Source organism: Pseudomonas putida W15Oct28, from assembly GCF_000708715.2.
In the GTDB taxonomy this organism is placed as follows: domain Bacteria; phylum Pseudomonadota; class Gammaproteobacteria; order Pseudomonadales; family Pseudomonadaceae; genus Aquipseudomonas; species Aquipseudomonas putida_R.
Window position 1 is genome coordinate 178175 of sequence record NZ_JENB01000007.1, and the last position, 19653, is coordinate 197827.

At 62.3% G+C, this 19653-nt stretch carries 15 protein-coding genes and 3 pseudogenes; 10 read left to right on the forward strand and 8 right to left on the reverse strand.

Features of this window, described 5'->3' with window-relative positions; translation table 11 throughout:
• Nucleotides 1-179: 179 nt before the first annotated feature.
• Complete coding sequence (gene pcaR, locus AK81_RS06885) at nt 180-1055, reverse strand: pca regulon transcriptional regulator PcaR (RefSeq protein WP_050491847.1); 876 nt, start codon at nt 1053-1055, stop codon at nt 180-182.
• Nucleotides 1056-1531: 476 nt separating this feature from the next.
• Between pcaR and AK81_RS06890 the strand changes: the two genes are divergently transcribed.
• Nucleotides 1532-1732 (forward strand): hypothetical protein, encoded by a 201-nt coding sequence (locus AK81_RS06890; protein WP_016488886.1) that lies wholly within the window; start codon nt 1532-1534, stop codon nt 1730-1732.
• A gap of 311 nt (nt 1733-2043) precedes the next feature.
• A complete protein-coding gene (locus AK81_RS06895) occupies nt 2044-3516 on the forward strand; it encodes an inorganic phosphate transporter (RefSeq protein ID WP_043197772.1) in 1473 nt (490 codons plus the stop codon).
• A gap of 147 nt (nt 3517-3663) precedes the next feature.
• On the opposite strand, the gene AK81_RS06900 is transcribed toward AK81_RS06895, so the two are convergent.
• A complete protein-coding gene (locus AK81_RS06900; RefSeq protein WP_043197773.1) occupies nt 3664-5139 on the reverse strand; it encodes a helicase HerA-like domain-containing protein in 1476 nt (491 codons plus the stop codon).
• Nucleotides 5140-5309: 170 nt separating this feature from the next.
• Between AK81_RS06900 and AK81_RS30735 the strand changes: the two are divergent.
• The 5 genes and pseudogenes from AK81_RS30735 to AK81_RS06920 all read left to right on the forward strand — a co-directional run.
• Nucleotides 5310-6326 (forward strand): annotated as a pseudogene (locus AK81_RS30735) (cache domain-containing protein); the annotation flags it as partial.
• A gap of 261 nt (nt 6327-6587) precedes the next feature.
• Nucleotides 6588-7184, forward strand: a pseudogene (locus AK81_RS30740) (methyl-accepting chemotaxis protein); the annotation flags it as partial.
• Between the two features lie 237 nt (nt 7185-7421).
• Entirely contained in the window at nt 7422-8543 is a 1122-nt protein-coding gene (locus AK81_RS06910) for a glycosyltransferase family 4 protein (protein ID WP_043197776.1), read from the forward strand.
• The gene (locus AK81_RS06915; protein WP_043197778.1) at nt 8536-9300 is read left to right on the forward strand and encodes a DUF2334 domain-containing protein; all 765 of its coding nucleotides are present in this window, start codon (nt 8536-8538) and stop codon (nt 9298-9300) included. The genes AK81_RS06910 and AK81_RS06915 overlap by 8 nt, the downstream gene beginning before the upstream one ends.
• The gene (locus AK81_RS06920; RefSeq protein ID WP_043197779.1) at nt 9297-10289 is read left to right on the forward strand and encodes a lysylphosphatidylglycerol synthase transmembrane domain-containing protein; all 993 of its coding nucleotides are present in this window, start codon (nt 9297-9299) and stop codon (nt 10287-10289) included. The genes AK81_RS06915 and AK81_RS06920 overlap by 4 nt, the downstream gene beginning before the upstream one ends.
• Before the next feature lie 297 nt (nt 10290-10586).
• Here AK81_RS06920 and purU read toward each other — a convergent pair whose 3' ends face one another.
• A complete protein-coding gene (gene purU, locus AK81_RS06925; RefSeq protein WP_043197780.1) occupies nt 10587-11438 on the reverse strand; it encodes a formyltetrahydrofolate deformylase in 852 nt (283 codons plus the stop codon).
• 284 nt (nt 11439-11722) lie between these two features.
• On the opposite strand from purU, the gene mvaT reads away from it, so the two are divergent.
• Nucleotides 11723-12100 carry a histone-like nucleoid-structuring protein MvaT gene (gene mvaT, locus AK81_RS06930; protein ID WP_016498109.1) on the forward strand — a complete coding sequence of 126 codons (378 nt, stop codon included), beginning with the start codon at nt 11723-11725 and terminating at the stop codon, nt 12098-12100.
• Nucleotides 12101-12173: 73 nt separating this feature from the next.
• Here mvaT and sbcB read toward each other — a convergent pair whose 3' ends face one another.
• The 3 genes from sbcB to AK81_RS06945 form a co-directional block, all read right to left on the reverse strand.
• Nucleotides 12174-13607, reverse strand: a complete 1434-nt coding sequence (gene sbcB, locus AK81_RS06935) for an exodeoxyribonuclease I (protein WP_043197782.1) — start codon at nt 13605-13607, stop codon at nt 12174-12176.
• Between the two features lie 42 nt (nt 13608-13649).
• Nucleotides 13650-14009: a PilZ domain-containing protein gene (locus tag AK81_RS06940; protein ID WP_016498107.1), complete on the reverse strand. Its 360-nt coding sequence runs from the start codon at nt 14007-14009 to the stop codon at nt 13650-13652.
• Between the two features lie 123 nt (nt 14010-14132).
• Nucleotides 14133-14519: a tetratricopeptide repeat protein gene (locus tag AK81_RS06945; protein WP_043197783.1), complete on the reverse strand. Its 387-nt coding sequence runs from the start codon at nt 14517-14519 to the stop codon at nt 14133-14135.
• A gap of 179 nt (nt 14520-14698) precedes the next feature.
• Here AK81_RS06945 and pyk point away from each other — a divergent pair, with 179 nt between their 5' ends.
• Nucleotides 14699-16153 carry a pyruvate kinase gene (gene pyk / locus AK81_RS06950; RefSeq protein WP_043197785.1) on the forward strand — a complete coding sequence of 485 codons (1455 nt, stop codon included), beginning with the start codon at nt 14699-14701 and terminating at the stop codon, nt 16151-16153.
• 121 nt (nt 16154-16274) lie between these two features.
• Here pyk and AK81_RS06955 read toward each other — a convergent pair whose 3' ends face one another.
• On the reverse strand, nt 16275-17195 hold the full coding sequence (locus AK81_RS06955; protein ID WP_043197787.1) for an iron-sulfur-binding ferredoxin reductase: 921 nt from the start codon (nt 17193-17195) through the stop codon (nt 16275-16277).
• 391 nt (nt 17196-17586) lie between these two features.
• Between AK81_RS06955 and AK81_RS06960 the strand changes: the two genes are divergently transcribed.
• Entirely contained in the window at nt 17587-19110 is a 1524-nt protein-coding gene (locus AK81_RS06960) for a fumarate hydratase (protein WP_016498103.1), read from the forward strand.
• A gap of 183 nt (nt 19111-19293) precedes the next feature.
• Here AK81_RS06960 and AK81_RS30745 read toward each other — a convergent pair.
• Nucleotides 19294-19653: pseudogene (locus AK81_RS30745) on the reverse strand (transposase); the annotation flags it as partial.

The following is a 19653-nucleotide window of genomic DNA, read 5'->3' on the forward strand; positions in this document are numbered from 1 at the left end:
TATTCATGGGTAAGTGCCTCTTGTGTTTTTCTTGTTCGGTCGGCATAGCCGACCGTTGCGAGAGACATTAATCAGCGGGCGCAGGTGAAGCAATTCACCCGGAACGACACTGTGCGTTTATCGCACAGGAAACGGTTTTGCCTGTTCTAATTTGGGGCCGATTTGCGGCCCCGGCAATCTCAACCAAACAGCTGATGGCAAAGGTCACGGCTGGCCGCCAGCAAGATCGGCAGGAAACGCTGCTCCAGCTCGCTACGCGTCACCCGACCCACATGGGTGCTCACGTTCAACGCCGCCAATACCTGACCCGACGCGTCATAGATCGGCACGGCAATCGAACGCAGCCCTTGCTCCAGTTCCTGGTCCACCACGCACCAGCCCTGGGCACGCACCTGCTGGATGCAGGCGAACAGTGACTCAGCGTCATGCAGGGTACGGCTGGTGCGCGCCTTCAGGTCGGCACGCTCCAGGTACTCACGCAGGCTGGTGTCGTCCATGGCCGCCAGCAGGATGCGCCCCATCGATGTGCAATAGGCCGGCAGGCGCCCACCCACCGACAGGTCGACCGATATCAGCCGCTCCACCGTGGCCGAACGGGCTATATAAAGAATGTCGTCGCCTTCAAGCGTGGCCATGTTGGCCGCCTCGTGCAACTGGTCACTGATACGGTCCAGATATGGCTGGGCAGAAATCGCCAGCGGCGTCGACGACAGATAGGCATGCCCCAGCGTCAATACTTTGGGCAGCAGCGAATAGGTACGCCCGTCGGAGGTGGCGTAACCCAGCTTGATCAGCGTGTGCAGGCAACGGCGCACCGCTGCGCGAGGAATTTCGGTGCGGTGGCTGATCTGGGCGATGGTCAGGTGGCGCTTGCGCTCCTGGAAGGCCTGGATCACGGCCAGGCCACGTGCCAGGGAGGTCATGAAGTCTGGATCGCCGGTAAACGCCTGGATACGCTTGGCCGGGGAAGCCACGATCGGCGGCGCCATGGCGGCCGAAGCGGGTCGCACCGGCTCTGGATTGACCGGATCGTTGACCAGGGTTTCGTCACTCATCGCACACCTCAAAAAAAACGCCCGTTCGTGCGATTATCGAACAAACGGCCGATAATCGCAATTGACCGCTGACACTTTTGCTTATACCTTTCCCCTGCCACTTGTGGCTTCTTTGGAGAGACTGGTCAGGTACCCACCGTAGAAGTCCCCAGGCAACGGCCTCGCCTTTTGGCGAGGCCGTTTTTCATTCGGGCCTCGCCCCGGCATTGCAGCGAACTTTTATCCGCGTTGCCTTTCAAACTTGTACGAAACGTCGAAACTGTTTGCCGACACCTGCCACTACTTGCGTCAGATGATGTCAGGGCTGGGTAAATAACGATGTTCGGCGAATTATCGGTTGCTATAATCGATTGCGCAGGCCGCGACGCTAGCGTAGTAATGGAACCTTCCGCTGTATCTAGCCGTTGCGGCCAGCAAGGCATGTGCATGCTGCACAACGCATAACAACAGTCATCACACTAATTCAGGTACTGCATGTGACGAAAGATGAACTGCGCGCAGAACTCGAGCGCCAGGCTGAACGTTACAAGGATGTTTACGGTGGTGAAGTCACCACTTACGCCGCACAACCGGATCCGGAACGCAAACCTTGGCGCAAACGTGCCAGCGTGCGCGACCAGGCGTTCAACCAGGAACTGGAACGCATTGAAAAGGAACTGCGCAGCGACAATCCCTGACCCGGGACCACGCCAGCGCGTCGTCGCCCGGCCAGCCCGGGCGCGGTCGATCTTTACCATCTGACCGAAGATGAAATGGAATTACACAAATTTCATACGCCCGTTTGAATGGTGGCGAATCGGCCATTTCTTCGCTTTTCTGCCTGATTTCGCCAGGCTTTGCGCTTTTTAGCCGATATTTCCCTGCCTCGACGCCCCTACGTGCACCGCGCGCTCACCCCATGAAGATTGCCATCGGTCTGTAGCAGGTGCATCGATTGCCAAGGTTTTCTGGCATAATCCCGCCCCCCTATACCCGCCAGACAACCTTCATGATCGATTTATTCAGCGGACTGGATGCCTGGGTGTTGGTGAGCCTGCTGCTCGCCTTGACCTTCGTACTCGCCTTCGAGTTCATCAATGGCTTTCATGACACCGCCAACGCGGTAGCTACCGTCATCTATACCAAAGCCATGCCGCCGCACCTCGCCGTGTTCTTCTCCGGCGTGTTCAACTTCCTTGGCGTTCTGCTGGGCGGTGTCGGGGTGGCCTATGCCATCGTGCACCTGCTGCCGGTAGAGCTGCTGATCAATGTGAACACCGGACACGGCCTGGCCATGGTCTTCTCGTTGCTGGCTGCGGCCATCACCTGGAACCTGGGCACCTGGTACTTTGGCATCCCCGCCTCCAGCTCGCACACGCTGATCGGCTCCATTCTCGGTGTCGGCCTGGCCAACGCCCTGATCAACGACATCCCGCTGGCCGATGGCGTCAACTGGCAGAAGGCGATCGACATCGCCATGTCGCTGGTGGTCTCGCCAATGGCCGGCTTCGCCGTTGCAGCCCTGGTGCTGATCGGCCTGAAGTGGTGGCGCCCGCTGTCGAAGATGCACAAGACCCCCGACCAGCGCCGCAAGCTCGACGACAAGAAGCACCCACCATTCTGGAACCGCATGGTCCTGGTGGTTTCGGCCATGGGCGTGAGCTTCGTGCACGGTTCCAACGACGGCCAGAAAGGCATCGGCCTGATCATGCTGGTGCTGATCGGTATTGTCCCGGCCAAGTTCGTCCTCGACCTGAACAGCACCACCTACCAGATCGAGCGTACCCGCGACGCTACCCTGCACATGAGCCAGTTCTACCAGCGCAACGCCGCCACCCTTGGCGAGTTCCTGGCACTGGGCAAGGCCAAGTCCAACGACCTGCCAGAGCAGTTCAGCTGCAACCCGCAGCAGACCGAGCCGACCATCGCCGCGCTGCAATCCTCGCTTCAGGGCGTGACCGACTACCACAGCCTGGATGCTGACAAGCGCGTTGAAGTGCGTCGCTACCTGCTGTGCCTGGACGACACCGCGAAGAAGGTTGGCAAGCTGCCAGGCCTCGACGCCCGTGAAAAGGCAGACCTGGAAAAACTGCGCAAAGACCTGACCGCCACTACCGAATACGCACCGTTCTGGGTGATCGTGGCCGTCGCCCTGGCCTTGGGCCTGGGTACCATGGTTGGCTGGAAGCGTGTGGTACTGACCGTTGGCGAGAAGATCGGCAAGCAGGGCATGACCTATGCCCAGGGCATGTCGGCACAGATCACCGCGGCCTGCGCCATCGGCATGGCCAACGTGTTCGCCCTGCCGGTATCGACCACCCACGTGCTGTCGTCCGGCGTGGCCGGCACCATGGTCGCCAACAAAAGCGGCCTGCAAGGCGGCACGGTGAAGACCATCCTGCTGGCCTGGATCCTGACCCTGCCGGCCTCGATGGGCCTGGCAGCCGGCCTGTTCTGGCTGGCATCCAAAGCCATTGGCTGAGTGGTACCGCAATGAAAAAAGGCGCCCAAGGGCGCCTTTTTCATGGGTGATTGCCTGCTCTGGCCTCTTCGCGGGCAAGCCCGCTCCCACAAGGAACGCGTACTCTGTGGGAGCGGGCTTGCCCGCGAAAGGGCCGGTACAGGAGAACTATCTTTTCTTGCCCCCCAGCAACGACCCCATCAGCCCGCGCACCAGCTGGCGCCCCAACTGGTTGGCGGCCTGTCGCACGGCCGATTTGATCGCCTGCCCCGCCGCACTTTGCAAGAAATCACCGGCCTTGTCGGCAAAGCTCTCCTCGCCCGCCTTCGGCTGCGGGGCTGGCTCCACCGCCTCGCCCTTGCGCTGGGTCAGCATTTCATAGGCCGACTCACGGTCTACCGGCTTGTCATAGCGCCCCGCCAGCGGCGAAGCGGCAATCAGCGCACTGCGCTCGGCCGCACTCAACGGCCCGATACGCGACTGCGGCGGCGCAATCAGCACCCGCTGCACCATGGCAGGCGTACCCTTCTCTTCCAGTGTCCCCACCAACGCCTCGCCAATCCCCAGTTCGGTCAGCACCGCCAAGGTTTCGAACGCGGGGTTCGGGCGAAAGCCATCGGCCACCGCCCTCAGCGACTTCTGCTCCTTGGCGGTAAACGCCCGCAGGCCATGCTGAATGCGCAAACCCAACTGGGCCAGCACCGCATCCGGCAAGTCACCCGGTGACTGGGTGACGAAGTACACCCCCACGCCCTTGGAGCGGATCAGCCGCACAACCTGCTCCAGGCGGTCCTGCAGCGCTTTGGGCGTACCGTTGAACAGCAAGTGCGCTTCATCGAAGAACAAGGCCAGCACCGGCTTGTCGGCATCTCCACGCTCGGGCAACTGCTCGAACAGCTCGGCCAGCAGCCACAGCAGGAAGGTGGCGTATACCTTGGGCGCCTCATGCACCAGCCGGCTGGCGTCAAGCAGGTGGATGCGCCCACGGCCATCCGCGCCCGGCCGCAGCAGGTCTTCGAGCTGCAATGCCGGCTCGCCGAACAGCGCCTCGGCGCCCTGCTGCTCCAGGGTCGCCAGCCGCCGCAGCAACGCCTGGGTGGAGGCCGTGGTCATCAGTGCGCTGTCTTCACCCAGCAGTTGCGGGTTGTCCTTCAGGTGCGCGAGCAACGCCTTGAGGTCCTTGAGGTCCAGCAGCAACAGGCCCTCACGGTCGGCCACCTTGAAGGCCGCATACAGCGCCGCTTGCTGGCTGTCGGTCAGCTCCAGCAGGTTGCCCAGCAGCAACGGCCCCATTTCACTGAGGGTAGTGCGCAGCGGGTGGCCGGACTGCCCGGCGATGTCCCACAGGCTTACCGGGTAAGCCTGGGGCGTGTGCCCGAGCCAGGGCATGCCGGCGATTCGCTCCGCCACCTTGCCCTGCGGCGCGCCGGCAGCACCCAGGCCGCACAAGTCACCTTTTACATCGGCCGCGAATACGGCAACCCCTGCGTCGCTGAACACTTCCGCCAGGTGCTGCAAGGTCACGGTCTTGCCGGTACCCGTCGCGCCCGCCACCAGGCCATGGCGGTTGGCCAGCCGCATCGCTTGCCCGACTGGCTGGCCATCTGGGCCAGCACCTACAACTATGGTCGATGTTTCCGACATCTCTGTAATCCTCTGCTCAAGCTTTACCTTAATTCGGCCGATACCTTTGGGTGATATTCGCCTTAATTAGAGAGGAACAACCGAAAAGGGACTTTTCGGGATGTTGCACTGCTTTGCGGCTCCACCCGTGCGAACGCCTGATATAACACCTTAGCGGAACCGATTACGCCATGAACAAAAGCCTTCGTTTCAGCCACAAGATTCTTTTGGCAGCATCATTGATCGTGATACTCGCCTTCAGCCTGTTCACGCTCTACAACGATTACCTCCAGCGTAATGCGATCCGCGAGGACCTGGAAAACTATCTGGCTGAAATGGGCGCCTCCACTTCGACCAACATCCGCAACCTGTTCGACGGCCGTATCAAGCTGGTTGAAAACCTGGCACAGAACATTGCCCAGGACCCCACCAACGCCGAAACCCTGATGGGCCAGAATGCGCTCATTTCCAGCTTCCTCACCGTTTACCTGGGCAAGGTGGACGGCGGCTTCAGCGTGCGCCCGGACGCAAAAATGCCCGATGGCTACGACCCGCGCACCCGCCCCTGGTACAAGGACGGCATGAACGCCGCCGGCGCGACCCTGACCGAACCGTACATCGACATGACCACCAACAAGATGGTCATTGGCATCCTCAGCAAGGTTTCCAGCAGTGTCGGCGTGGTCGGTGGCGACCTGGCCCTGGACGGCCTGGTGCAGATCATCAATTCGCTGAACTTCGGCGGCATGGGCTACGCCTTCCTGGTCAACGACCAGGGCAAGGTCCTGGTGCACCCTGACAAAGACCTGGTGATGAAGTCGCTGTCGGACCTGTTCCCGCAGCACACGCCGAAATTGTCTGGCGAGCTGACCGAAGTGCAAAGCGAAGGCCAGGCCCGCCTGCTGACCTTCACCCCGATCACCGGCCTGCCTTCGGCCAACTGGTACATCGGCCTGTCGGTAGACAAGGACAAGGCCTTCTCGATGCTCAGCACCTTCCGCACCTCGGCGGTGATCGCCACGGTGGTGGCGGTGGTGATCATCATCGGCCTGCTCGGCCTGCTGATCAGCGTGCTGATGCAGCCGCTGCACACCATGACTCGCGCCATGGAAGACATCGCCGAGGGTGAAGGCGACCTGACCAAACGCCTGCGTATTCACAACCACGACGAGTTCGGCATCCTGGGCACCGCCTTCAACCGTTTCGTCGAGCGCATTCACAGCTCGATCAGCGAAGTGTCCTCGGCCACCGAGCAGGTCAACGAAGTGGCCCTGCGTGTCATCAGCGCCTCGAACTCGTCGATGACCAACTCTGACGAACAGTCCAACCGCACCAACAGCGTGGCCGCCGCCATCAACGAACTGGGCGCCGCCGCCCAGGAAATCGCCGGCAACGCTGCCCAGGCGTCGCAGCATGCCAGTTCGGCTCGCCTGCTGGCCGAAGAGGGGCAACAGGTGGTCGAGCGCAACATTGCGGCGATGAACCGCCTGTCCGACCTGATCGTCACCTCCAGCGCGCACATCGAGACCCTGAACAACAAGACCGTCAACATTGGCCAGATCCTCGAAGTGATCACCAGCATTTCCCAGCAGACCAACCTGCTGGCGCTGAACGCCGCCATCGAAGCGGCCCGTGCCGGTGAAGCCGGCCGCGGCTTTGCCGTGGTAGCCGACGAAGTACGCAACCTGGCGCACCGCACCCAGGAATCGGCGCAGCAAGTGCAGACCATGATCGAAGAACTGCAGGTGGGTGCCCGCGAGTCGGTCGAGACCATGGACCAGAGCCAGCGCCACAGCCAGGACAGCGTGCAGATCGCCAACCAGGCCGGTGAGCGGCTGGACAGCGTTACCGTGCGCATCGGCGAGATCGACGGCATGAACCAGTCAGTGGCCACCGCCACCGAAGAGCAGACCGCCGTGGTCGAGGCGATCAACATGGACATCAACGAAATCAACATGCTCAACCAGGAGGGCGTGGAGAACCTGCAAGCCACCCTGCGCGCCTGCTCGGACCTTGAGCAACAGGCCGGCCGCCTGAAGCAGCTGGTAGGCAGCTTCCGCATCTAAGACAGACCGCGTCGCCTGATTCGCGGGCACGCCCGCTCCCACAGGGGATCACACAAACCTCAAGGTCTGTGCAGCCTCTGTGGGAGCGGGCGTGCCCGCGAAGAAACCAACACCACTCTCCAGCCCAAAGCCGCCAAACCTCGATCGAACAAACTATCCTTCTGAAAGGTCCACCTTTAGGCGCGTCATCGCCGGCAATTACCGCCGGATGACAGACCCGAAGCTGATCCCGGAGGGATGCTGATCGTGCACATCGCCGACATCACCATGTTCTACGCCCCGGCCAGCGGCGGCGTACGTACCTATCTTGATGCCAAACACCGCCGCCTCGACGCCATTCACGGCGTACGCCACAGCCTGCTGATCCCCGGTGCCAGTGCACAGCACGCCGATGGCATCTACCAGGTGCCCGCCCCGCCGCTGCCATTCGGCAAGGGTTACCGCTTCCCGGTACGCCTGGCCCCCTGGTGCAGTGAGCTGCGCCGGCTCAAGCCCGACCTGATCGAAGTCGGCGACCCCTACCTCACCGCCTGGGCGGCGCTGGAGGCACGGCGCCAACTCGATGTGCCGGTGATCGGTTTCTACCATTCCGACCTGCCGTTGCTGGTCAGCAACCGCATGGGCAACTGGTTCACACCCAATGTCGAGGCGTATGTCAGCAAGCTGTACGGCAATTTCGACCGGGTGCTGGCGCCCAGCCAGGTAATGGCCGACAAACTGCGCCGCCTGGGCGTTCGCGATGTGCATGTGCAGCGCCTGGGCGTGGACCTGGCCACCTTCAACCCTGACCAGCGCGACCCTCACCTGCGCGCGGAACTGGGCATTGCCGACACCAGCCGCCTGCTGATCTATGCCGGCCGAGGCTCGCGGGAAAAGAACCTGCCCGTGCTGCTCGACTGCATGCAGCAGCTGGGTAGCCCCTATCACCTGCTGCTGCTGGGCTCGAACATGCCGGCCAACGTGCCGCGCAACGTCAGCGTGATCGACCATTTCTGCCCGGCCCCGGAAGTTGCCCGGCTGTTGGCCAGCGCCGACTTGCTGGTGCACGCCGGAGACCAGGAAACCTTCGGCCTGGTCATACTCGAAGCGATGGCCAGCGCCACCCCCGTGGTAGCCGTGCGCGCCGGTGCCTTCGGCGAGATCGTCAACGAACAGTGCGGCCGCCTGTGCCGGCCCAACGATGGCCGAGCCATGGCGGCGGCCGTACACGAGGCGTTCGAGGCCGGGGTACGCATACTAGGGGCGCAGGCCCGCCGCCACGTCGAGCAGCACTATTCATGGGACAACGTGGTCTGCGGCCTGCTGCAGCACTACCAGGCCGTGCTCGGCCACCCGCCGCAGGCCCGTGCCCATGGCTGAGGCACGGCCGGCATCCCGCAGCCTGATGCTGGTGCTGCACGATGTCGCGCCCGAGACCTGGCCAGACTACCAACCCTTCGTCGAGGCCATAGACGCCCTCGGCGGCGTCCCCATGACCTGGCTGGTGGTGCCGGACTTTCACCAGCGCAACCTGCTGCTGCGTTCACCCACCTTCTGCCGCCTGCTTGACCGGCGCCTGGCCCAGGGCGACGAACTGGTCCTGCACGGTTACTACCATGCCGACAACGGCCCGCCGCCCCGCACGCCGGGCGAATACTTCATGCGCCGCCTGTATACCCACGAAGGTGAGTTCTACAGCCTCGACCAGCAACAGGCCCTGCAACGGCTGGAGCGCGGCCTGGCACTCTTCAATCAGCAGGGCTGGCCTGTAGCCGGCTTTGTCGCGCCGGCCTGGCTGATGAGCGAAGGCACCCGCCAGGCCCTGCGCCGCCTGCCGCTGCGTTACACCAGTACGCCGCAGCACCTGTACCGCTTGCCGGACTTCACCGCGATCGAAGCGCCGGGCCTGGTATGGAGTGCCCGCAGTGCCTGGCGCCGAGGCCTTTCCAGGGTGCTGTGCGACTGGCAATGCCGCCGTTGGCGCGACGCCGAAACCCTGCGCCTGGGCCTGCACCCGGTGGACATGCGCCACCGCACCTCCCGTGACTACTGGCTGAACACCTTGCGCAGCCTGCTGGCTCAAGGCCGCGAGCCACTGACCAAGTCGGCCTGGCTGGACCGCAAGGCCAACGTATGAACCGCCTGGCCTGGCTGGGCCTGGCACTGCTCGCTGCCGTGCTGGTGCCGATCCTGCTCGGTGGCAGTGAGCTGCTGCCGAGGCTGCAACGCTTCGACCCTGTGCTGATGCTCACCTTGCTGGGCATGATCCTGCTGTGCTGGGCCATCAACGCCATCCGCCTGCGCCTGTTGCTCGGCCAGCAAGGTGCAAGGCTTGGGCACCTGCGTAGCCTGGGCGTGGTAATGGCCACCGAGTTTGCCATCTGCACTACCCCCGGCGGCAGCGGCGGGCCTTTGACCCTCATGGCCCTGCTGGCGCGTGATCGCATCGGCCCGGCACGCAGCGGCGCTGTATTTGCCATGGACCAACTGAACGACCTGGTGTTCTTCTTCTGCGCAATGGTGGCAATAGCCGCCTACGCGCTGTTCCACAGCCTGGGCCGCAGCCAGGAAAGCATGTTGCTGGGCAGTGCGCTGCTACTGTGCACAGCACTGGCCGGGGTAGTCGGGTTGCTGCGCTACCGCCGCCAGGTGATGCGCCTGAACGGCAGGCTGCTGCGGCGCCTGGGCATGAGCCAGCAGCGCAAACGCCGCTGGGCACGCAAACTGCTGCACTTCGTGCACGCGCTGGCGCAGACCTGGCAGCTGCCCAAGCGCACGCTGGGCCTGGTGTTCACCCTGACCTGCGCACACTGGGGCTTGCGTTACAGCGTGTTGTATCTGGTATTGAGAGGGTTGGGCGTGGACCTGGCGTGGATCCCCAGCTTTCTGGTGCAGATGCTGTCGCTCAGTGCCGGCCAGTTCAGCCTGCTGCCAGGGGGCGCTGGTGCCGCCGAGCTGACCTCGGCCAGCCTGCTGACGCCATTGGTGGGCAGTTCGACCGCTGCGGCGGCGATCCTGATATGGCGGGCGGTTACTTACTACTTTTATCTGCTGGCGGGTGGGCCGGTGTTCGTGTGCCTGCTGGCGCGTCCGTTGCTGGAGCGCTGGCGGCGTCAGGCGGGTTGAGCTGTTGCCAGAGTTCGGCAGCGCCGGGGAAGTCGGTGCCGTCGGTGTCATCCAGGGCGTCGGGGTCGTAGCGGGCCAGGCAGCCTTCGCCGAGGGTGGGTGGCGGTGAGGCGGTGGGGGTGTTGCGTTGTTTGGCCATTGGTGCTCCCTTCTAGATTGCCGGGGGCGCTTTGCGCCCCATCGCGACACAAGGCCGCTCCCACATGGGGCGGTGTACGCCGTGCCTTTGTGGGAGCGGCCTTGCGTCGCGATTGGGCTGCGCAGCAGCCCCAGAATCTCACAACCAACCTATTGGTGTCAGTCGAACACCACAGTCTTGTTGCCATGCACCAGCACCCGGTCTTCCAGGTGATAACGCAGGCCACGGGCCAGCACCATCTTCTCCACATCACGACCAAAGCGGACCATGTCCTCGATGCTGTCGGCATGGCTGACACGCACCACGTCCTGCTCGATGATCGGGCCGGCGTCCAGCTCTTCAGTGACGTAGTGGCAAGTCGCGCCGATCAGCTTCACACCACGCAGGGAGGCCTGGTGGTAAGGCTTGGCACCGACGAACGACGGCAGGAAGCTGTGGTGGATGTTGATCACCTTTTCAGCATAGTCCCGGCACAGTTGCGGCGGCAGGATTTGCATGTAACGGGCCAGCACTACCACGTCGGCGGCGTGCTCCTGGACCAGGCGCGACACTTCGGCAAAGGCCGGTGCCTTGTCCTTGGGGTCGACCGGCACGTGGAAGAACGGAATGCCATGCCACTCGACCATGCTGCGCAGGTCGTCGTGGTTGGAAATCACGCAAGGGATCTCGCAATCCAGTTCATCGGTGTGCCAGCGGTGCAGCAGGTCGGCCAGGCAGTGCGACTCGCGGCTGGCCATCAGTACCACTCGCTTTTTCTGCGCCGAGTCGGTAACGCGCCAGGTCATGGAGAACTCTTCGGCGATCGGCGCAAACGCCTCGCGGAAGGCTTCGATACCGAACGGCAGCGATTCGGCGCGGATTTCATGACGCATGAAGAACCAACCGCTCTGCTCGTCAGAGTGGTGGCTGGCTTCGTTGATCCAGCCATTGTACAAGGCCAGGAAATTACTGACTTTCGCCACGATGCCTACACGGTCGGGGCAGGCGATCACCAGACGATAGGTGCGCATGAATGAGACTCCAGAACTTCGCAAAGGCGCCTATTCTAGCGGCCCGCCAGAAAAAACGCAGTATTGATCGCAGCCGCGATGGCCTATGAGGTCAGCATACGCAGCGCAGGCAATGTCTGACAGACATGACGAAATGCAGCGTTTGTAAGTAAATTTTTGTTCACGTAGAGAAATGTTGTCACAGCTTAATTAACAGTTAATCGCGGAATATCATGTTTACTTGCGAGTATGGCCTGTCTATTATTGCCCCACACATTTCTGAACACGCATTAAAGGAACACTCCATGTCCCTGATCAACGAGTACCGCGCTACCGAAGAAGCCATCAAGGAACTTCAGGCCCGCCTGGCCAACCTGTCGCAGGATGACAAGCTGAAGAAAGAACTGGAGTTCGAAGGCAAACTGCGCACGCTGATGGGCGAGTACTCCAAGTCGCTGCGCGACGTGATTGCCCTGCTCGACCCAGAGTCGAAACTGAGCAAAGCACCTCGCGGCGCGGTCAAGCCTACTGCCACCAAACGTGCCCGCAAGGTCAAGCAGTACAAAAACCCGCACAACGGTGAAGTGATCGAAACCAAAGGCGGCAACCACAAGACCCTGAAAGAGTGGAAAGCCACTTGGGGTGGCGATGTGGTTGAGAGCTGGGCAACCCTGCTGGACTAATTGTCCGCATTTGCCTTTTGCTTATCGCAACAAAAACGCCGGCACATTGCCGGCGTTTTTGTTTGCGCCGCTGTCAGCCAATTGCAAATTGAGCCTGCAATTGCCGGGCATGCATTTGCCAAGCCTCCAGCACGCGGCGGCCAGCCTCGTCAGCGCCTTCCCAGACCTGCTGACGCGCCTGCTCGAAGTCGCCCAGCGTATTGGGTGCTCCCCACTGCGGGTCACTCAGGCGCTGCTGACAGAAGCCATACCAGCGCTGGCGTTCTTCACGGGTCAAGGTTTCAGGGAAGTTGCGCGCCCGATAGCGGAACAGCAATTCCGGTAAGCGCGGGTCATCGAACATCCACTGCCCACGGCCCAACTGCGCGGGTTCCAGCGTACGCACTTGCTCACATAAACGGCGGTCGCGGTCCCCTACAAAACCGTCATACAACTGTTGTTCCGGGTCATCACTCGGGGCGAAGTCATCCTTGGCGTAGATGTGCTCCAGCTTGTCTTGCCATTGCGCCTGTTGATTAGCCAACTGTTCGCCGCGCAATTGTAACAACGTCAAGTCGAGGCCCAGCCGTTGTTGATCGGCCGGGCGCAATACCGACAGTGGCGCCAGTACCGGGCAGCGATTGATCTGCACCAATTTGAGCGGCACCGGTAATTCACCCTCGGCCAGGGCATCGTGACGGGTATACAAGCGCTGGCGTAGAACCTCAGCACTTTCCCTTAGTAACGGTAGGGATTCCTGATGCAAGTCGCAGACGATCAACGCATTGCGATTACGCGGGTGCCAGGCTAATGGCAATACGACACCCAGGTAATTACGCGCCGCCGAGAAGCGTCCGGATATATGCACCAGTGGCTGCAACAAACGAATCTGTTCCATCACTTTATGCTTGCTGCGCAACTGGAAGAGCCAGTCATACAACTTCGGCTGTTTTTGCCGAATCAGACGGGCCAGGGCAATGGTTGCCCGCACGTCGGAAAGCGCTTCGTGGGCATGCCCATGGTCAATGCCGTTGGCCTTGCTCAACAGTTCAAGGCGCAGGCTGGTGCGCCCATCCTGTTGCGGCCACTGGATACCGTCGGGGCGCAAGGCGTATGCGGTCCGCACGATGTCGATCAGGTCCCAGCGGCTGTTGCCGCCCTGCCACTCACGGGCATACGGGTCGAAAAAGTTACGGTACAAACTGTAGCGGGTCACTTCATCGTCGAAGCGCAGGGTGTTGTAGCCAGCGCCACAGGTGCCCGGCTGCGCCAGTTGCGCATGCACCCGGGTCATGAACTCGGCCTCGCACAGGCCTTGCTCGGCCAGCAACTGCGGGGTGATGCCTGTCACCAGGCAAGCCGCCGGGTGCGGCAGGATGTCGTCGGAAGGCCGGCAATAAAGGCTGATCGGCTCGTCGATTTCGTTAAGGTCGAAATCGGTGCGCAGGCCGGCCACCTGCAGTGGCCGGTCGCAACGCGGGTTGATGCCGGTGGTTTCGTAGTCGTGCCAGAAAATGCTTGAGGTCACGGGGTCGTCCTGTATCAAGGTCGACCCGATTCTAGCGCAGCCTCAGACAGAAGCGTTGGCAGGAAGGAAACTGAAATAATCACGCAGTGAGCGCACGAACTCGTCAAATTCGCGGGGCGCCTGCAACAGCATGAAGCCCGAATCGTAGTGCCCGGGCGTCTGGTCTTCGCGGCACCACAGGCAACTGGCGGTGAGGTTGACGAACTGATGCCCGCCGCCGACCAGCGGCAAGCGCAATTGCAGTTCGTAATCGGGCCCTACCAGCACAGGCAGCTGGCTGATTACCATCAAGCCATCCTCGGAGGCATTACCCAGCTGGCCGATTTCTTGACCGGTAAAACGGTTGAACACCTTGAGGACGCAAGGCAGTTGATGGCGTTCGATGTGGCGCTTGTTGAACATGATCGCGAGTGTATTCCGTACCTGATGCCAGGAATACAAGGTACTGGCGGTTGTTGTAACAGCTGAGTTACAGATTAGCGCAGGGCGCGCCGCAAATCTCGTGAAATAAACCACACCTTGGTGTTATCGCCAAGGTGCGGTCGTCACAGGGCTCGCCACAGCCGCTTCGCCGCTGCGGGCATGGCCAAGTTTTTCAAGGGTCTGCAGGCGTGCCCGGGCACGATAGGCGTACTCGTTGCCCGGGTATTTCTGGATCAGGTACTGGTAAGTCTGCGCGGCATCCACGTACAGCGCCTGGCGCTCCAGGCACTGGCCACGCAGCAGCGACACTTCTGGGTGGATGAACGGCCGCGAACGGCTGGTGCGGTCGACCTGCGACAGCTCCAGCATGACCCGTGCGCAGTCGCCACGGTCGTAGGCACGGTAGGCATTGTTCAGGTGGTGGTCCATGGACCAGCGGGTGCAGCCGACGGCGCTGGCCGCCAGGGCTAAAACGATCAGGGCTCGCATGGGGATCTCCTTTGATGCCTGTGTATCGGCCAACGCCAACAAATCTTCACAGGCTTTTGCAAGGATACCCCGACCGTTCAAATGCCACCCTGCCTTGGTCGCAGGTAGTGCAACGGAACAATGACTACAGCGAGATTCAGGAGTAGCCTTTCGCTGCGCTTCACTATAGGAGTCTGTGCATGACCATCCGCCGTACCAAAATCGTCGCCACCCTTGGCCCCGCCAGCAACTCGCCGGAAGTGATCGAGCAACTGATCCTTGCCGGCCTGGACGTGGCACGCCTGAACTTCTCCCACGGCACCCCGGACGAGCACAAGGCCCGCGCCCGCCTGATCCGTGACATCGCCGCCAAGAACGGCCGCCATGTCGCGCTGCTGGGCGACCTGCAGGGTCCGAAGATCCGCATCGCCAAGTTCGCCAACAAGCGCATCGAATTGAAGATCGGTGACAAGTTCACCTTCTCCACCGCCCACCCGCTGACCGAAGGCAACCAGGACATCGTCGGTATCGACTACCCCGACCTGGTCAAGGACTGCGGCGTCGGTGACGAACTGCTGCTCGACGATGGCCGTGTGGTCATGCGCGTCGAAACCGCCACTGCAGACGCCCTGCACTGCGTGGTGATCATCGGTGGCCCGCTGTCGGACCACAAAGGCATCAACCGTAAAGGTGGCGGCCTGACCGCGCCGGCCCTGACCGAAAAAGACAAGGCCGACATCAAGCTGGCTGCAGAAATGGACCTGGACTACCTGGCCGTTTCCTTCCCGCGTGACGCCAGCGACATGGAATACGCACGCAAGCTGCGTGACGAGGCCGGCGGCAGCGCCTGGCTGGTAGCCAAGATCGAACGCGCCGAAGCAGTTGCCGACGACGAAACCCTCGACAAGCTGATCGCCGCCTCCGACGCGGTGATGGTTGCCCGTGGCGACCTGGGTGTGGAAATCGGCGACGCCGAGCTGATCGGCATCCAGAAAAAGATCATCCAGCACGCCCGCCGCAACAACAAGGCGGTGATCGTGGCGACCCAGATGATGGAGTCGATGATCCAGAACCCGATGCCGACCCGCGCTGAAGTGTCCGACGTGGCCAACGCCGTGCTGGACAACACCGACGCGGTGATGCTGTCGGCCGAAAGTGCTGCCGGTTCCTACCCGATCGAAGCCGTACAGGCCATGGCGCGGATTTGCCAAGGTGCCGAAAAGCACCCGACCAACCAGAAGTCCAGCCACCGCCTGCACACCACCTTCGAGCGTTGCGACGAAAGCATCGCCCTGGCGGCCATGTACACGGCCAACCACTTCCCGGGCGTGAAGGCGATCATCGCCCTGACCGAAAGCGGCTACACCCCGCTGATCATGTCGCGCCTGCGTTCGCACGTGCCGATCTTCGCCCTGTCGCCGCACCGCGCTACCCAGGCTCGCGCCTCGATGTTCCGCGGCGTCTACCCGATTGCCTTCGACCCGGCCTCGCTGCCGGCCGACAAGGTAAGCCAGGCCGCAGTCGACGAACTGCTCAAGCGTGGCCTGGTGGAACAGGGTGACTGGGTGATCCTGACCAAAGGTGACAGCTACCACACCATCGGTGGCACCAACGGCATGAAGATCCTGCATGTCGGTGATCCGCTGGTCGGCTGATCTACCCCGGGGGCCGCTTTGCGGCCCATCGCGACACAAGGCCGCTCCTACAAGGGATATGCATTCCCCTGCAGGAGCGGCCTTGTGTCGCGATGGGAGGGCAAAGCCCTCCCTTGCTCAATCAGACATGTTCAACAAACTCATCAGCAAACACCTGCCCCCGCGGCACCCCGGCAATGAACAGCCGCCGCGCAAACCGCTCCACACTCCCCGGCGCCCCACACACTAGCGCCACCGTCTGCCGTGACGTAAGCCGTAACCCCGCCAGCGCTTCCTCCATCTGCTCCGTCAGCACCAACTCTACAGTCACACCTGCCATTTCCTGCAACGGCCCAGCCAGATAATGCCCAGCGCTGTCCCGCGCCACATGCAGCACACGAATCTCGCCGCGATGCCCCTGTCGCACGGCCTCACGCAAGATGCCCCACAACGGCGCAAGCCCGGTTCCGGCCGCCAGCAGCCAGAGCGGCCGATCCTGCCAATCCGGCTCGTAGTGCAAAGCACCACCCCTGAATTCGCCCAGGCGCAGCACATCGCCTACCTGCAAACCACGAGCCTTGTCGCAAAAGGCGCCAGGGCGCCGGCAATCGATGTGAAATTCCAGAAAGTCATCTTCCCCCGGCAGGCTGGCCAGGGAATAAGGCCGCGCTACCGAACCATTCCACAACACCACATGCTGGCCCGCCTGGTAACGCACCGCCCGCTCGGGCCGTAGCCGCAGGCGCAACACGTCGCCAAACCAATCCAGTGCACACACAAGGGTCGGCACGCCATCGCGCTGCGGGTCGAACAGCGCGACATGCAGGTCTTTGACCACCCGGCACTGGCAGGCCAGGCGCCAGCCCAGGGCATGCTTGTCGAGCGCCAACGCCTCTGGCAAGGCATCCAGCGGCAGCCCGTCCAGGCAATGCACCAGGCAGGCATGGCAGCTGCCGGCGCGGCAGCTGAAGGGCACATTCAACCCGGCCTCGTTCAAGGCATCGAGCAGGTTGCTGCCAGTCGGCACCGCCCAGCGGCGCTCGCCCACGCAAATTTCGGGCATTGTCAGCTATCTCTCCTGGCCTTTTATTTTGCCGGGGCCGCTATGCGGCCCAATCGCCGGCAAGCCAGCTCCCACAGGTCAGTGCAAGCTGAAGGGCTGGTGCAATCCTGTGGGAGCTGGCTTGCCGGCGATTGGGCTGCAAAGCAGCCCCCGTCAAGCATCCTATCTCTTCAGCGAGACAGCAAGACAGCAAGACAGCAAGAACAGTGCCTGCCCGCTGCCGACCATCGTCCAGACCGGCCGAAGGTGTGCCCGGCACGGATGCGCGCTATACTGCCGCGCCTTTTTCCGCCGGCCTGACCTGCCGGCGCCTTGCAAGGCGTTTCGACATGCTGGTCGGCACCGTCGAGCGTCTTTATGAATGTTCCCGTCTTTAAGAGGAGCGCGCTGCATGACCGTGATCAAGCAAGACGACCTGATTCAGAGCGTCGCCGACGCCCTGCAATTCATCTCGTACTACCACCCCGTCGATTTCATCCAGGCCATGCACGAGGCCTATCTGCGTGAAGAGTCGCCTGCTGCGCGCGATTCCATCGCCCAGATCCTGATCAACTCGCGCATGTGCGCCACCGGCCACCGCCCGATCTGCCAGGACACCGGTATCGTCACCGTGTTCGTGCGCGTGGGCATGGACGTACGCTGGGACGGCGCCACCCTGAGCGTCGACGACATGATCAACGAAGGTGTGCGTCGCGCCTACAACCTGCCTGAAAACGTGCTGCGCGCTTCGATCCTGGCCGACCCGGCCGGTGCCCGCAAGAACACCAAGGACAACACCCCGGCAGTGATCCACTACTCCATCGTCCCCGGCGACAAGGTCGAGGTCGATGTCGCAGCCAAAGGCGGCGGCTCGGAGAACAAGTCGAAGATGGCCATGCTCAACCCGTCCGACTCGATCGTCGACTGGGTGCTGAAGACCGTCCCGACCATGGGCGCTGGCTGGTGCCCACCTGGCATGCTCGGCATCGGCATCGGCGGTACCGCCGAGAAGGCCGCCGTCATGGCCAAGGAAGTGTTGATGGAATCCATCGACATCCATGAGCTGAAAGCCCGTGGCCCGCAGAACCGCCTGGAAGAAATCCGCCTGGAGCTGTTCGAGAAGGTCAACCAGCTGGGCATCGGTGCCCAGGGCCTGGGTGGCCTGACCACCGTGCTCGACGTCAAGATCATGGACTACCCGACCCACGCCGCGTCGCTGCCGGTGTGCATGATCCCCAACTGCGCCGCCACCCGTCACGCCCACTTCGTGCTCGATGGCTCCGGCCCGGCCGAACTGGAAGCGCCGTCGCTGGACGCCTACCCGGAAATCGTCTGGGAAGCTGGCCCAAGTGCCCGCCGCGTCAACCTCGACGACATCACTCCGGAAGAAGTCGCCAGCTGGAAACCGGGCGAAACCATCCTGCTCAACGGCAAGATGCTGACCGGCCGCGATGCCGCGCACAAGCGCATGGTCGAAATGCTCAACCGTGGCGAAGAGCTGCCGGTGGACCTGAAAGGCCGCTTCATCTACTACGTAGGCCCGGTCGACCCGGTCGGTGACGAAGTGGTAGGCCCTGCCGGCCCGACCACCGCTACCCGCATGGACAAGTTCACCCGCCAGATCCTTGAGCAGACAGGCCTGCTGGGCATGATCGGCAAGTCCGAGCGTGGCCCGACCGCCATCGAAGCGATCAAGGACAACAAGGCCGTGTACCTGATGGCCGTGGGTGGCGCTGCCTACCTGGTGGCCCAGGCCATCCGCAAGTCGAAGGTCCTGGCCTTCGCCGAGCTGGGCATGGAAGCGATCTACGAGTTCGACGTCAAGGACATGCCGGTTACCGTTGCCGTAGACAGCAACGGTGAGTCGGTACACATCACTGGCCCTGCCCTGTGGCAGAGCAAGATTGCCGAGAGCCTGGCAGTCGAAGTGAAGTAAGCCTGATGCAACAGTGGCGCCTGCTTCGCGGGTAAACCCGCTCCCACAATGACCTCACTGATCCTGAAAACAGTGCGGTCCCTGTGGGAGCAACTGTCTTCTTGTGGAAGCTGGCCTCGCCGGCGATGGGGGGCGTAGCGCCCTAGGCCCGGCTGTGCCGGGCAACGCCAGCAAGGCTTGCTCCTACGAGTGAGCTATTTGCTCCTTCCAGGGCGTTCCGGTCTTGAGCATCGCATTTAGCCGCACTATCAATACTCGCATACACGCCACCACAGATACTTTCGCGCATTTCCCCTGGGCTCGCAGTGCTTTGTAACGCTCGCAGAAGTCCTTGTTGTGCCGTATCACCACCCAGCAGGCCATATAGAGCGCCCGCCTGACTTGTGAGCGTCCCCCCAGATTGAACGCTTGCCCGACTGCTTGCCGCTGTCCTGGTTGAACGGCGCAACACCGACCAAGGCGGCAATTTCTTTCTTATCCACCTGACCCAACTCTGGCAGCAAGGCCACCAGTTTTCCGGCAGTTATCAGACCAATTCCTTTG